Source organism: Zoogloea sp., assembly GCF_041908905.1.
Lineage (GTDB): Bacteria > Pseudomonadota > Gammaproteobacteria > Burkholderiales > Rhodocyclaceae > Zoogloea.
In genome coordinates this window covers 134,561-148,018 of sequence record NZ_JAYREK010000007.1, presented here as the reverse complement: position 1 = coordinate 148,018, position 13,458 = coordinate 134,561, and the positions used below count along the sequence as shown (strand labels likewise).

Here is a 13,458-nt window from a genome sequence, read left to right as displayed (position 1 = left end):
GTTGCGCCTCAACACCACCAGCAAGGTGGGAATAAAGAACAAAAGACTGATGGCTTCGGCGTCTGACGAGTTTCGGGCGGAAGTGCTCGGATTCATGACGTGACGGTGCGATTGCCCTGCTGGTAATCCGACCACAATCTGAGGCCTCTTGCGTCGTCGACTACCTGGTACAGCTCGCCTCGCAGTAGATCAAAACCCCGCGGCGCATTCCTTCTTTGAATGTGCACCAAGCTGCCGTCTCGAGGGTCTATTCCATCAAGATTGCTAGGAAAGCAAAGAGGGGGGCGATCGACAAGACTAAACGTGCTCCGCACGAGCCCCTTGTACTCAGCGATTGTCGCAACGTCGACATCCAGGATGTCTTCCAAGTCTGCGCGCACGATCTCTTTGACCCGGCTGCGCATCAGCCATATCCGACGCCTTCGGTTACTCATTTGCGCCCCTTCGTGCGCCCTTCAAAAGAGGTGCCGCGCCAGCGGGGCGATGGTTTCCCCGTTTTCGGTTGGCCGACCTAGGCGCGGCGTGCTGCTCGGTTGATCGTCAGTTCATGCAGCGTGCCCACGGATCGGCACTACGTTCGCCCCGCTCTTCACCTGGTCGAGCCAGTCCGCCCATTGCTGCATCATCTTGCGGCGTTCGGCCAGGTATTCGGCCTGGTGCGAGTAGGCCCCGAAAACCTCTTTCCGCTCCCGGTGTGCCAGCTGGCGGTCTATCACCTCGGGCCGCCATCCCAGTTCAAGCAGGGCGCCGGTTGCGGTTGCCCGAAAGCCTGAGCCCGTCACTTCATCGCCGGCATAGCCCATTGCCCGCAGGGCGCTATTCACCGTGCCGTCACTCATGGGGCGCCGCGGGTCGTTGCGGTTGGGGAACACGAGGTCACGGTTGCCGGTGATCTCGTGCAGTTCCCGGAGCACTTCGACGGCCTGCGACGAAAGCGAGACGGTGTGACTTTCCCGCATCTTCATTCCGACCAGCCCGCGGCTGCGGTCACGCTCCGCCGGCACTACCCAGACGCCGGCCTGCAGGTCGATCTCCGCCCACCGGGCGCCCCGCAGCTCGCCAGGGCGAAGGAAGGTGAGGACTTGCAGTAGCACGGCGTTCTTGACCATCCTCGACACGCGCACCGCATCCAGGCGGATGAAGAACTCGCGAAGCTCGGAAGGGTGCAGCGCCGGCCGGTGTTCTACGGGTGCGGTCTTCACAGCCTTGTGCAGGCCCGCCGCCGGGTTGTTCTCGGCGCTGCCGGTGGCGATTGCGTGCAGGAAGATGTCGTTGGTCCGCTGGCGGACCCGCTTCAAGGTTTCCAGGGCGCCGCGGGCTTCGATCTTGCGCAGGGCAGCCAGGAGTTCGGCGGAGCTGATTTCAGCAATCGGCCGGCGCCCGAGGGTCGGGAACAGATCCTGTTCAAGCGAGGTGAGCACCTTTGCCGCGTAGGTGTCCACCCACTCGTGGCGCTTCTTCTCGTGCCACTCCCGGGCCACGGCTTCAAAGGAGGTCGCGGCGGCCACCTTGCGGGCGATCTTCTCGACGCGGCGCGCTTCGGCGGGGTCTGTTCCGGCATCGAGCAGCCGGCGGGCTTCGTCCCGCTTCTGGCGGGCGGTCTTCAGGGAGATTTCGGGATAGACGCCCAGGGCGAGGAGCTTTTCCTTTCCGGCGAAGCGGTACTTCATCCGCCAGTAAAGGGCGCCGGGCTTGACCCCGACCAGCAGGAAGAGGCCCTTTTCGTCGGTCAGCTTGTAGGGCTTTTCGGCAGGCTTGGCCTTGCGAATCGCGGTATCGGTAAGCGGCATCGGGCGTCCTTTGGGGGTATCTGGACTGAGGAAACGCGGGGGTACTGAAAACTACCCCCGGATATACCCCCAAAAACTATGCGCTTGGGTGCCGTTTCCTGATACGCGATGATACGCCCAAAAAACAAAAAAGCCCGCAACGGCGGGCTTCTTCGGGTGTTTCTGATGCTGCGTGATACGGCTTGAACTGCTTGATTGGTCCCCCCGACAGGAATCGAACCTGTATCTGGCGCTTAGGAGGCGCCCGTTCTATCCATTGAACTACGGAGAGACGCAAGCCCGATATTCTATCCTGCGGGCGTCCCGGAAAGCTATGCCTGTCGTGGTTTCTTGATGCTTTAAGGGTCGGCTTGGGTGGTTGGGCCCGGCTCAGCCGGCAGGTTTAAGCAGGAGATGGCTCGAGCCGGGCGGTGGTGGCGGTGGGGCGATCAGGCCTTCGATGGTCTTGTCCATGCACTGTTTGGCGCAGCGGGCGCAGCGGCCGCAGTCCTCGATGATGCCCAGGCCGGTGCGCAGGTCGCGCAGGTGGCGGGCGCCGGCGTGGACGGCGGTTTCGATCTGCTTTTCGGTGACGGCGCGGCAGACGCAGACATACATGGTGCGTTTTCCTCGTGTGGGGGCCCGGCTTCAGGCGGGCGGGTAGAGCCGCAGGATGAGGCCAAAGGCCGCCCGTCCGCCGGAGGCGCCCAGGCTCGTCAGCAGCAGGGTGGCCATTGGCAGGCGCCCGCGGCCGAGCCGTGTCTGGCGGGTTCCGACGGTTTGGGCGAGGGGGTGGAGCGGGGCGTTCATTTGGTGAGTATCAGCTTGCCGGCACGGGTGCTGCGCAGGGCATAGATCATTCCTTCGTGCTCGATGTAGATGCACGGCCGGCCCTTGAACAGGTCCTTGCTCCGGATCGGTGTGTCGAACTGGCCGTGGGGCAGGGCCACGACTTCGTCGGTCACGGCGCTGGCGGATGGGGTGGGGTCGATGTCGGTCACGATCTGAATAAATCGAAATGCGAATAATTCTTATTGTTGTGTCTGGGCGGCGTTTCGTCAATCGAATTTTGATGAGAGTGAACGAGATAACTTCAGGGCGGGAGTCGCGATAAATCCGGGAGGAAACGGAATCAGGCGGCCTGCATCGGGGCAGGATCCGAAAATGGGTTTCAGCCGGCTGAAGCTGGGTCAGCGCAGCGAGGGGCGGTGCTTGCGTGGTCGTGGCGACATGGTGCTGTTCAGTTCGCCGCCGCTGCGGGGCATCACGAGGGGGGCGGCAGCGACCGTCGCCGGGCGGGATTTCCGGGCCTGCTGGTGCCGCCCGCGCCATCCGCGCCCGATCGGGCCGGTCGGCGGGTTAAAATCGCGGCCTTTCCGTTTGAAGCTCTTCCCCATGCCGCTGATCACCCTCGATGATGCCTGCCTCGCCTTTGGCCACGTCGCCCTGCTCGACAAGGCCGCCTTCCAGCTCGACCCCGGCGAGCGGGTGGCACTGATCGGGCGCAACGGCAGCGGCAAGTCCAGCCTGCTGAAGGCGCTGGCCGGCCAGGCGACCCTGGACGACGGCCGCCTGTGGCGGCAGCCGGGGGCGAAGGTGGCCTATGTGCCCCAGGAGGCGGATTTCCCCCTCGACCGCAGCGTGTTCGCCACCGTGGCCGACGGGCTGGGCGACGTGGCCCAGCTGCTGGTGGATTATCACGCCGCGATGCTGGCGGTGGCCGAAGACGCCAGCGAGGCGGCCCTGGCACGCCTCGAAGACCTGCAGCACCGGGTCGAGGACGCCCAGGCCTGGCGCCTGGAGCAGCGCGTCGAGCAGGTGCTGGGCGAGCTCAAGCTGTCGGGCGAGGCGGTGGTGGGCAGCCTGTCCGGCGGCGGCATCAAGCGGGTGGCGCTGGCCCGGGCGCTGGTCGGCGAGCCGGAGATGCTGCTCCTCGACGAGCCGACCAACCACCTGGACATCGACGGCATCCTGTGGCTCGAAGGCCTGATCCGCGAGTTTCGCGGCGCGGTGGTGGTGATCACCCACGACCGGGTGTTCCTCGACCACGTGGCGACGCGCATCGTCGAGCTCGACCGGGGCATCCTGTCGAGCTTTCCCGGGCGTTTCAGCGACTACCTGCTGCGCAAGGCCGACCAGCTGGATGCCGAAGAGAAGGCCAACGCCCGCTTCGACAAGCTGCTGGCGCAAGAGGAGGTGTGGATCCGCAAGGGCGTCGAGGCGCGGCGCACCCGCAACGAGGGCCGCGTGCGGCGTCTCGAGGCCCTGCGCCGCGAGCGCAGCGCCCGCCGCGAGCGCTTCGGCAACGTCAAGCTGGCCCTCGACCGCGGCGAGGGCAGTGGCCAGATGGTGGCCGAGCTGGAGCACGTCACCAAGCGCTTCGGCGAGCGTACCATCGTGCGCGATTTTTCCACGCGCATCCTGCGCGGAGACCGCATCGGCCTGATCGGCCCCAACGGCGCCGGCAAGACGACCCTGCTCAAGCTGATCCTCGGCGGCATCGAGCCGGACGAAGGCCGCGTGCGCCGCGGTACCCGCCAGACGGTGGCCTACTTCGACCAGCTGCGGGCCCAGCTCGACCCCGAGGCGCCGCTCACCGAAGTGATCAGCCCGGGCTCGGACTACGTCGAGATCGCCGGTCACCGCACCCACATCATCGGCTACCTGGGCGATTTCCTGTTTTCACCCCAGCGGGCGCGCTCGCCGGTCAAGTCGCTGTCCGGCGGCGAGCGCAACCGCCTGCTGCTGGCCCGTCTGTTTGCCCGGCCGGCCAACGTGCTGGTGCTCGACGAGCCCACCAACGACCTCGACATCGAGACCCTCGACCTGCTTGAAGAGCTGCTGGCCAGCTACGACGGCACGGTGTTCCTGGTCAGCCACGACCGGGCCTTCCTGGACAACGTGGTGACCCAGGTGATCGCCTCGGAGGGTGACGGCAGCTGGAAGGAATACGCCGGCGGCTACGAGGACTGGCTGCGCGTGCGCAAGCCGCCCGAAGCCGCCCCGGCCACGCCGCCCAAGGCCCCGGCCGCCAGACGCGAGGCGCCCGCTCCGGCGTCGGCCCCGGCGAAGCCAGCCAGGCTGAGCTGGAAGGAGGAGCGCGAGCTCGAGGCCCTGCCGGACCGCATCGCCGCTCTCGAGGACGAGCAGGGCGCCGTGCAGGCCCGCCTCAATGATCCGGCAACCTACAAGGACGCGCCCCAGGAAATCCCGGCCCTCAACACCCGCCTGCAGGCCCTCGAGGCCGAGATCGAGGCGGCGATGCTGCGCTGGGAGGAGCTCGAGTCCCGCTCCGGCAAGAAATGACCGGCCCCCGCCGTGGCGGGCTTACAGCAGCGGCAGCGCCCCATCGGCCCGGCCGCCGGCGGCGAGCAGGCGTTCGACCGCCTCGTGGGGCGCCCCGACCCGGGTGAGCAGGTGTTCCCGGCCGATGCGCAGCAGCGATTCGATGGCGCTCAGGTCGTCGGGGATCGCCGCGTCGTCCCAGCCGTGGGCGCTGTGGCGGGCCAGGTTGGAGGCCAGCTGCACGGTGCGCACCCGCGGATTGTCGATGTATTTCACGTTCATCATCGACACCAGCAGCTCCGGCAGGTGCCAGTGGTGCACCAGGGCCAGCTGCAGCTCCTTGGCCGACACATTGAACACCATGCGCTGCGCGGTGGATGAGCGCAGGCCGGGCTCGGCGCGCTGCATGGCGTAGACGTTCTGGGTGAGGCCCGGCGCGAACAGCCAGCACAGGATCTCGGTGGCCTCGAAGAGCAGTGCCGCCACGGTGATCTCGTCCACGTCCAGGTCGTGGCGCAGCACCGCCCAGTCGCGGGCGTAGCGGGAGGCCCGGCGGGCGCAGCCGATCACCCGCAGCACGCCGACAAGGGCCTTGGGATGCCCGGCCAGCTGTTCTTCGATGGTCGGCGTCGCCGAGAACTCGCGCAGGAAGGGCGAGATGCCCATCATCATGATGGCCCGCTCGATGGTGGTGATGTCGTGGTTCTGGCGGGCGCGTCGGTGGGTCTCGATGTGGATCAGCACCTTCAGGGTCATCAGCGGGTCGCTCAGGACGAGGGCCGCCACCGAGCGGCCGTTGATCTCGTCCTCCTTGTCGCGCATGGCCTGCAACTCGCGGACGGTGTGCCGGAGCGCAGGCAGCGCCTGCTGGTCGAAGAATGCAAGATAGCTGTCGAGGCTTTCCAGGGGGTCGGTGATCATTGCCATTGGGACGCTCCACGGGGGGTGATGCCATTTACGGCAGCCGCCGCCCAGGATTGAGGCCCGCTGTGGTCTGAAACCCGGGCGTGGCTATAATCCTCCGATCAAAAAAAGGAGCCGCCACCCCGGCGCTCCATCGAGAGGAGAAGCACATGTCTGCCGCCGTTCCCCCCTTCAAGGCCTTCGTGATCCGCCAGGACGAGCACCGCAAGGTCTCCGCCGCCATGGAATCCCTCGCAGTCGAGGGGCTCGACGCGGGTGAGGTGCTCATCCGCGTGGCGTATTCGAGCGTCAACTACAAGGACGCGCTGGCCGCCACCGGGGCGGGCAAGATCATCCGGCGCTTTCCGTGCGTGGGGGGCATCGACCTTTCCGGCACGGTGGTCGAGAGCAGCGACCCGCGCTTCAAGGCCGGCGATCCGGTGATCGCCACCAGCTACGACATCGGCGTCGCCCATCACGGCGGCTACGCTGAGTACGCGCGCATCCCGGCCGGCTGGGTGGTGCCGCTGCCCGAGGGGCTGTCGCTTTTCGAGGCGATGGCGCTGGGCACCGCGGGCTTCACCGCGGCCCTGGGCATCGTGCGCATGGAGGACAACGGCCTGGCCCCGGCCAACGGCCCGGTGATCGTCACCGGCGCCAGCGGCGGGGTGGGGGGGCTGGCCATCGACATGCTGGCGGGCCTCGGCTACCACGTGGTGGCCCTCACCGGCAAACCCCAGGAAGAGGAATACCTGCGCAGCCTGGGCGCGGCCGAGCTGCGCATGCGCGACACCATCGACCCGGCCACCACGCGCCCCCTCGACGCGGGCCTGTGGGCGGGGGCCGTCGACAACGTGGGCGGCGACATCCTGGCCTGGGTGCTGTCTACCATGAAGCAGGCCGGCACCGTGGCGAGCATCGGCAACGCCCAGAGCATCAAGCTCAACACCACGGTCTTCCCCTTCATCCTGCGCGGGGTGAGCCTGCTCGGCGTCGACTCCGGCTACATGGGCGAGCCGACCCGCAGCAAGGTGTGGGCGCGCCTGGCGTCCGACCTCAAGCCGCGCCATCTGGCCGCCATGACCCGGACGATCCCGTTCGACGAACTGCCGGGCGTCTTCAACGACTTCATCGAGGGGCGGGTAAAGGGACGCACGGTGATTGCCGTAAAGCCCTGAAGTAACCCACAGTGAGCCCAGCATGAGCGAAGAACGCGATCAGACCCTTCCCCGAGTCCTGATCATCGACGACTCCCGGATGGTGAGAGCCTCCATCATCCGCCAAGTGCGGGGCCACTTCGAAGTGCGCGAGGAGGCCGACGGGGAGGCCGGCTGGCAGACGCTGCTGGTCGACCCGACCATCCAGGCGGTCATCACCGACATCGGGATGCCCCGGCTCGACGGCTACGGCCTCCTCGAACGCATGCGCGCATCGCGCCTGTCGCGCATCAACACGCTGCCGGTGGTGGTCATTTCGGGTGATGACGAGCCCGAGGTGCGCATCAAGGCCAAGAGCGCCGGCGCCACCGATTTCATCTCCAAGAGCGTCAGCCACGTCGAGCTGCTCGCGCGCCTCGACGCGTTGACCCAGCTGGCCCGTACCCAGCGCGACCTCGAGGAGAGCCGCACGGCGCTGGCCACGGCCAGCCCCGTCGACCCCGGCTCCGGCCTCGCGACGCCCTCGTACCTGCACTTCCACGCCAGCCAGGAGCTCTCGGCGGCCCAGCGCCACCAGGGCGAGCTCTCGGTGCTGGTCATCGAGATCGACCAGTTCGACGGCCTCGTCGCCCGCTATGGCGCCCACGTGGCCCAACTGGTCAATCGCAAGCTCTCCAAGATCATGGCCACCAAGCTGCGCAAGGAGGACACCGTCGCCGAGCTGGCGCCGGCCCGTTTTGCGCTGGTCCTGCCCAGCACCGGCATGACCGGGGCGGCCGGCTTCGCGCTGCGCCTGCGGGGCGCAATCGAACACATCGTGATGACCTACCGCGAGGAGCGTATCCGCATCCACATCACGGTGGGCATCGCCACCTCCGACGGGGCGCGTAGCCCGACCGTCAGCCACCTCATTGGCGAGGCCGTCCAGCGGCTCGCCCAGGGCCGCTCGGCGGGTGGCCGGCGCATCGTCGGCGACAAGGGCGAGATCACCCCCGACATGCTCGCCGCTCCCCACCGCGCGCCAGTGAGCATCGACCAGCTCCTGCGGGACCTGGCCGGCGACCCCCGCGACGCCCGGGTGCTCGCGCAGCTTCCGGATGCGATCCGGGCGCTCATGCCCCTTCTGGAATTGATAGAATCCCGGAGCCATTCCGGCGTGCCGCTGGCCAAGCTCGCCAGCTACGCCGATTCGGAACCGGCTGACACCGCCCCCTAAACCTATATCAACGACGAGCAGGGACCCGCCTGCCTCGTCATGGGCGGCGTTGGCGCAGCCATTCAATCAAGAATGAGGGAGAGAACCCATGACTTCGTATCGTGATTTCCACAAGCGCTCCATCGAAGACCGCGACGGCTTCTGGGGTGAGCAGGCCGAACTGATCCACTGGAACAAGAAGCCCACCCAGACCTACGATTTCTCCAAGCCGCCCTTCGTCAAGTGGTTCGTCGGCGGTGAGACCAACCTCTGCTACAACGCCGTCGACCGGCACGCCGAGACCAACCCCGATGGCAAGGCGCTGGTGTACATCTCCACCGAGACCAACGAAGAGAAAACCTACAGCTTCGCCGAGCTGCGCACCGAAGTCATGCGCATGGCGGCGATCTACCAGGAGCTCGGCGTCCGGAAGGGCGACCGCGTCCTGATCTACATGCCGATGATCGCCGAGGCCGCCTTCGCGATGCTGGCCTGCGCGCGGATCGGCGCGATCCACTCGGTGGTGTTCGGCGGCTTCGCCTCCCACTCCCTGGCCACCCGCATCGACGACGCCAAGCCCACCGTGATCGTCTCCGCCGACGCCGGCATGCGCGGCGGCCGCCCGGTGCCCTACAAGCACCTGCTCGACGAGGCCATCAACCTCGCCGAACACAAGCCCGCTGCCGTGCTGATGGTCAACCGTGGCCTCGACAAGGAGATGAACGTGGTCGCCGGCCGTGACGTGGATTACGCCACCCTGCGCGCCAGGCACCTCGACGCCGACGTGCCGGTCACCTGGGTCGAATCCTCCGAGCCCAGCTACATCCTGTACACCTCCGGCACTACCGGCAAGCCGAAGGGCGTCCAGCGCGACACCGGCGGCTACGCGGTGGCCCTGGCCGCCTCGATGAAGCACATCTACTGCGGCAATGCGGGCGAGACCTTCTTCTCCACCTCCGACATCGGCTGGGTCGTCGGCCACAGCTACATCATCTACGGCCCGTTGATCGCCGGCATGGCTACCATCATGTACGAGGGTACCCCGCTGCGCCCCGACGCCGGCATCTGGTGGAAGATCTGCCAGGAGCAGGGCGTCACCGTGATGTTCAGCGCCCCCACCGCGATCCGCGTGCTCAAGAAGCAGGACCCGGCCTTCCTCAAGAAGTACGACCTCTCCAAGCTGCGCGCCCTCTACTGCGCCGGCGAGCCGATGGACGAGACCTCCCACCAGTGGATGATGGACGAGCTGGGCATCCCGGTGATCGACCACTACTGGCAGACCGAGACCGGCTGGGCCATGCTCTCGCTGATGCCCGGCGTCGAGAAGCAGGACGTGCAGCTCGGCTCCCCCGGCTTCCCGGTGTATGGCTACGACGTGCGCCTGTTCCGTGACGACGGCTCCGAGTGCGGCCCCAACGAGAAGGGCATCGTCGGCGTCGTGCCGCCGCTGCCGCCGGGCTGCCTGTCCACCGTGTGGGGCGACGACAAGCGCTTCGTGTCCACCTATTTCACGCTGTTCCAGGAGCCGCTGGTGTACTCCAGCTTCGACTGGGGCATCAAGGACGACGCCGGCTACTACAAGATCCTCGGCCGCACCGACGACGTGATCAACGTCGCCGGTCACCGTCTCGGCACCCGCGAGATCGAAGAGGCCGTCCAGTCCCACCCGGCGATCGCCGAGGTGGCGGTGGTGGGCGTCGCCGACACCCTCAAGGGCCAGATGCCGATGGCCTTCGCGGTGGTCAAGGACCCGGCCAGCGTCGACACCCCCGAGAAGGTCGTCGAGCTCGAGAAGGCGGTCATGAAGATCGTCGACGGCAGCCTCGGCGCCATCGCCCGCCCGGCCCGCGTGCACTTCATCTCCGGCCTGCCCAAGACCCGCTCCGGCAAGATGCTGCGCCGCTCCATCCAGGCCCTGGCCGAAGGCCGCGACCCGGGTGACCTGACCACCATCGAAGACCCGAGCACCCTCGAGCAGATCAAGGCGGCCCTGGTCGCCAAGTAAGCCTGCCGCACGCCGCAAACGCCAAGGCCGACCGCTCACCCGGTCGGCCTTTTTTCGATCTGGAAAGCCTGCGATGAAACCCCTGCTGCTGCTCGCGGCGCTGCCCGCGCTGCTGTCCCCCACCGCCCACGCCGCGCCCCAGCTGCGCTGCCACACCCGCTACAACGGCGAGAGCCAGACCCACCTCATCGCGCCGGTCGCCTCGCCCTACGGGGTGGAGGGCGTCACCCTCGGCGAGCGCTTCGTTTTTCGGGTGGTGTTCCAGAACGCGCCGGCCGACATCGCCGCGGTAAAGGTGTACACCGCCGTGCTCCCCGACGAGGGCCCGCCGCAGCCGGTGCATCAGGCCACCTACCGCTGGCCCGTGGCTGCGGGCCGGCAGCATGAAGAGCAGGGCTTCACCGGCCTGCAGCGGGTCTTCGAGCCCACCTACAACGGCCACCTGGAATACTGGTGCGAAACCCTCGGGAGGGCCGCCCGATGAAGCGGCTGCGTGCCCTCGTGGCGGGGCTGTCCGCCTGCCTCGCGCTGGTCGCCGGCGCAGCCCGGGCGGCCGACGCCGATGTCAGCCTGATCTTCGTCGGCGACGTGATGCTCGACGACGGCCCCGGCCGCCTCATCGCCGCTGGCGGCGACCCGCTGGCGAAGGTGGCGCCGCTCCTCGCCGGAGCCGACTACCGCATCGCCAACCTCGAGTGCTCGGTGTCCACCCGCGGCCAGGGGCTGCCCGGCAAGCCCTATGCCTTCCGCGCCAGCCCGGACGCGCTGCGGGTGATGCAGGGCCGCTTCGATGCCGTCGCCGTAGCCAACAACCACTCGGGCGACTTCGGCTCCGAAGCCTTCGTCGACACCCTCGAGCATGCCCGCCGGGCCGGCATTCAGGCCTTCGGCGGCGGCCGCAACCTGCGCGAGGCCCACGCGCCGCTGTGGATCCACCGGAACGGCCTGCGCATCGCGGTGCTCGCCTACAACGAATACAAGCCCCGCAGCTTCGAGGCCGGCGCCAGCCGCCCCGGCGTCGCCTGGAGCGAGGACGGCGAGGTGATCTCCGATATCCGCGCGGCCCGCAAGGCCGGCGCCCACATCGTGATCCCCTTCATGCACTGGGGCTGGGAGGGCCGGCCGGTTCCCAGCCTGCGCCAGCGCGCGCTCGCCCGCCGGATGATCGATGCCGGCGCGAGCCTCGTCGTCGGCGGCCACCCCCACGTGATCCAGGACGCCGAGCTGTACCGCGGCAGGCTCATCGTGTACAGCCTGGGCAACTTCGTCTTCGACGGCTTCGACCTTCCCGAGGAGCGTCAGGGCTGGCTGCTGCGCCTGGAGCTCGACCGCCGCGGCCTCAAGGCCTGGCAGACCCGCCTGGTGCAGATCGATGCCGCCGGCACGCCGGCCCCCGTGGATGGCGCCGTCACCCCCTGCGGGGCGCGGGGCACGCGGGCCATTGGCCTGTGCAGCGATCCCGATGGGCCGAGGCGGCCTGAAAGCCAGTAAATTCGCGTATGCAGCTGCCCTCCGGAACCCATCTCGTATATCCTTCGGCATACGGCAAATCCATATGTAAGATCCGGAGACAAGCATAATGAAATCGATCCACGCCGCCCTTGCGCTGTGTTCCGCCCTGCTGCCGCTGGCCTCTGCCCAGGCGGCCTGCCCGACCGATCTGGAGGCCGCCGCGATGGCCGCCGCCATCGTCGCGCGCCAGACGGTGCCGCAGCCGGCCGGCGAACTGAGCATGGCCGACGGCCAGTGCGGGCGCGACAAGGTGGTGCGCTACCTGGCCCAGGCCTACGGCGAGACCGTCGGCTACAAGGCCGGCCTCACCAACCCGGCGGTGCAGAAGCGCTTCAAGTACGACGCGCCCCTGCGCGGCACCCTCTTCAAGAGCATGCTCGCCATCGACGGCGCCGAGCTGCCCGCCGCCTTCGGCGCCCGCCCGGTGTTCGAGGCCGACCTGCTCGTCGAGGTCGCCAACCCGGCGGCCCTGGCGGACGCCCAGACCCCGCTGGCCGCCCTGCGCGCGCTGCGCAGCTACGCCCCCTTCATCGAGCTGCCCGACCTGATGGTGGAAGATCCGTCCACCCTCGGCGGGCCGATGCTGGCGATGGTCAACGTGGGCGCCCGCGCCGGCGTGGTCGGCAAGGCGATCCCGGTGAAGCCGACCCAGGCCCTCGCCGATGCCTTCGCCTCGATGACGGTGACCCTCACCGACGGCAGCGGCGCGGTGCTGGACAGCGGCCCGGGGGGGGCCACCCTCGGCAACCCGCTCAACGCAGCGATCTGGCTGGCCCGCGACCTGGCCGCCGCCGGCACGCCGCTCAAGCGCGGCGACCTGCTGTCCCTCGGCTCCTTCACCAGGCTCCTCCCGCCCAAGCCCGGTTTGGCGGTGAAGGCCACCTACCAGGGCCTGCCCGGCAACCCGGGGGTGAGCGTCAGGTTCCGCTGACGGGGGCGGGCGTCATGCGTCCCGCGGCTGGGTGAGGATCGCCCGGCCGTTTTCCAGGTGTTCGACCTGGGCCAGGGTGGCCACCGGCACCTGCAGCGACTCGATGAAGCGCCGGCCGTGCTTGAAGTGCTTCTCGACCACGAAGCCTGCGCCGAGCACCTGGGCACCGGCCTCCCGGGCCATCTCGATCAGCGCCGCCGCCGTGCGGCCGTTGGCCAGAAAGTCATCCACGATCACCACCCGCTGGCCCGGCCTGAGGTAGCGGGTCGACACCACCAGCCGGTTGTCCTCGCCCTTGGTGGGTGAGCGGATGAGGCGCGACAGGGACGGCGCCTCGACCTGGTGCGAATACTTCTTGGCGTAGATCATCGGCACGTTGAGGGTGTGGGCGACGATCAGGGCCGGGGCGATGCCGCTGGCCTCGGCGGTGAGGATCAGGTTCGGCTGGAAGGCGGACAGGCGCTTGGCGAGCTCGTGGGCCAGCTCGAAGATGAAGGCCGGCTCGATGCGGTGGTTGAGGAAGTGGTCGATCCGCAGGATCTGCCCCTCCACGCTGCCCTCGGCTTCGATGCGGCGCACGAGGGGGGCGTAGGGGGCGGTGAGGTCCAGATGGGGGCTCATGATGAGGTGTTTGTTCGCGAGAGGTGGAGCGCGGGGCAGGGAAATCCGGCAGAAAAGCCCGCCTCGCGGCTGATTTCACT

At 68.1% G+C, this 13,458-nt stretch carries 13 protein-coding genes and 1 tRNA gene; 7 read left to right on the top strand and 7 right to left on the bottom strand.

Annotated features, from left to right (window positions below; translation table 11 throughout):
- Positions 1-545: 545 nt before the first annotated feature.
- From ACE3OU_RS06820 to ACE3OU_RS06800, 5 genes are all read right to left on the bottom strand, one after another.
- Positions 546-1,790: a tyrosine-type recombinase/integrase gene (locus ACE3OU_RS06820; RefSeq protein ID WP_374240791.1), complete on the bottom strand. Its 1,245-nt coding sequence runs from the start codon at positions 1,788-1,790 to the stop codon at positions 546-548.
- A 196-nt stretch (positions 1,791-1,986) separates the two neighbouring features.
- Positions 1,987-2,061: transfer RNA gene (locus tag ACE3OU_RS06815), tRNA-Arg, on the bottom strand.
- 98 nt (positions 2,062-2,159) lie between these two features.
- Entirely contained in the window at positions 2,160-2,387 is a 228-nt protein-coding gene (locus tag ACE3OU_RS06810; protein ID WP_374240790.1) for a (2Fe-2S)-binding protein, read from the bottom strand.
- 30 nt (positions 2,388-2,417) lie between these two features.
- Positions 2,418-2,579: a hypothetical protein gene (locus ACE3OU_RS06805; protein ID WP_374240789.1), complete on the bottom strand. Its 162-nt coding sequence runs from the start codon at positions 2,577-2,579 to the stop codon at positions 2,418-2,420.
- The gene (locus tag ACE3OU_RS06800; RefSeq protein WP_374240788.1) at positions 2,576-2,770 is read right to left on the bottom strand and encodes a hemin uptake protein HemP; all 195 of its coding nucleotides are present in this window, start codon (positions 2,768-2,770) and stop codon (positions 2,576-2,578) included. The genes ACE3OU_RS06805 and ACE3OU_RS06800 overlap by 4 nt, the downstream gene beginning before the upstream one ends.
- Positions 2,771-3,164: 394 nt before the next feature.
- On the opposite strand from ACE3OU_RS06800, the gene ACE3OU_RS06795 reads away from it, so the two are divergent.
- Positions 3,165-5,075 (top strand): ATP-binding cassette domain-containing protein, encoded by a 1,911-nt coding sequence (locus tag ACE3OU_RS06795; protein WP_374240787.1) that lies wholly within the window; start codon positions 3,165-3,167, stop codon positions 5,073-5,075.
- A gap of 21 nt (positions 5,076-5,096) precedes the next feature.
- On the opposite strand, the gene ACE3OU_RS06790 is transcribed toward ACE3OU_RS06795, so the two are convergent.
- A complete protein-coding gene (locus ACE3OU_RS06790) occupies positions 5,097-5,981 on the bottom strand; it encodes an HDOD domain-containing protein (protein ID WP_374240786.1) in 885 nt (294 codons plus the stop codon).
- A gap of 146 nt (positions 5,982-6,127) precedes the next feature.
- On the opposite strand from ACE3OU_RS06790, the gene ACE3OU_RS06785 reads away from it, so the two are divergent.
- The 6 genes from ACE3OU_RS06785 to ACE3OU_RS06760 all read left to right on the top strand — a co-directional run bounded on the left by ACE3OU_RS06785 (position 6,128) and on the right by ACE3OU_RS06760 (position 12,757).
- A complete protein-coding gene (locus ACE3OU_RS06785; RefSeq protein ID WP_374240785.1) occupies positions 6,128-7,135 on the top strand; it encodes an oxidoreductase in 1,008 nt (335 codons plus the stop codon).
- A gap of 22 nt (positions 7,136-7,157) precedes the next feature.
- Positions 7,158-8,330, top strand: coding sequence for a response regulator (locus ACE3OU_RS06780; RefSeq protein ID WP_374240784.1), 1,173 nt, complete (start codon positions 7,158-7,160; stop codon positions 8,328-8,330).
- An 88-nt stretch (positions 8,331-8,418) separates the two neighbouring features.
- Positions 8,419-10,314: a propionate--CoA ligase gene (locus tag ACE3OU_RS06775; RefSeq protein WP_374240783.1), complete on the top strand. Its 1,896-nt coding sequence runs from the start codon at positions 8,419-8,421 to the stop codon at positions 10,312-10,314.
- A 73-nt stretch (positions 10,315-10,387) separates the two neighbouring features.
- Entirely contained in the window at positions 10,388-10,798 is a 411-nt protein-coding gene (locus tag ACE3OU_RS06770) for a hypothetical protein (protein ID WP_374240782.1), read from the top strand.
- Positions 10,795-11,805 carry a CapA family protein gene (locus ACE3OU_RS06765; protein ID WP_374240781.1) on the top strand — a complete coding sequence of 337 codons (1,011 nt, stop codon included), beginning with the start codon at positions 10,795-10,797 and terminating at the stop codon, positions 11,803-11,805. The genes ACE3OU_RS06770 and ACE3OU_RS06765 overlap by 4 nt, the downstream gene beginning before the upstream one ends.
- Positions 11,806-11,893: 88 nt before the next feature.
- The gene (locus ACE3OU_RS06760; RefSeq protein WP_374240780.1) at positions 11,894-12,757 is read left to right on the top strand and encodes a 2-keto-4-pentenoate hydratase; all 864 of its coding nucleotides are present in this window, start codon (positions 11,894-11,896) and stop codon (positions 12,755-12,757) included.
- A 12-nt stretch (positions 12,758-12,769) separates the two neighbouring features.
- Here the strand turns inward: ACE3OU_RS06760 and ACE3OU_RS06755 are convergent, their stop codons facing one another.
- Positions 12,770-13,378 carry a xanthine phosphoribosyltransferase gene (locus ACE3OU_RS06755; protein ID WP_374240779.1) on the bottom strand — a complete coding sequence of 203 codons (609 nt, stop codon included), beginning with the start codon at positions 13,376-13,378 and terminating at the stop codon, positions 12,770-12,772.
- Positions 13,379-13,458: the final 80 nt, after the last annotated feature.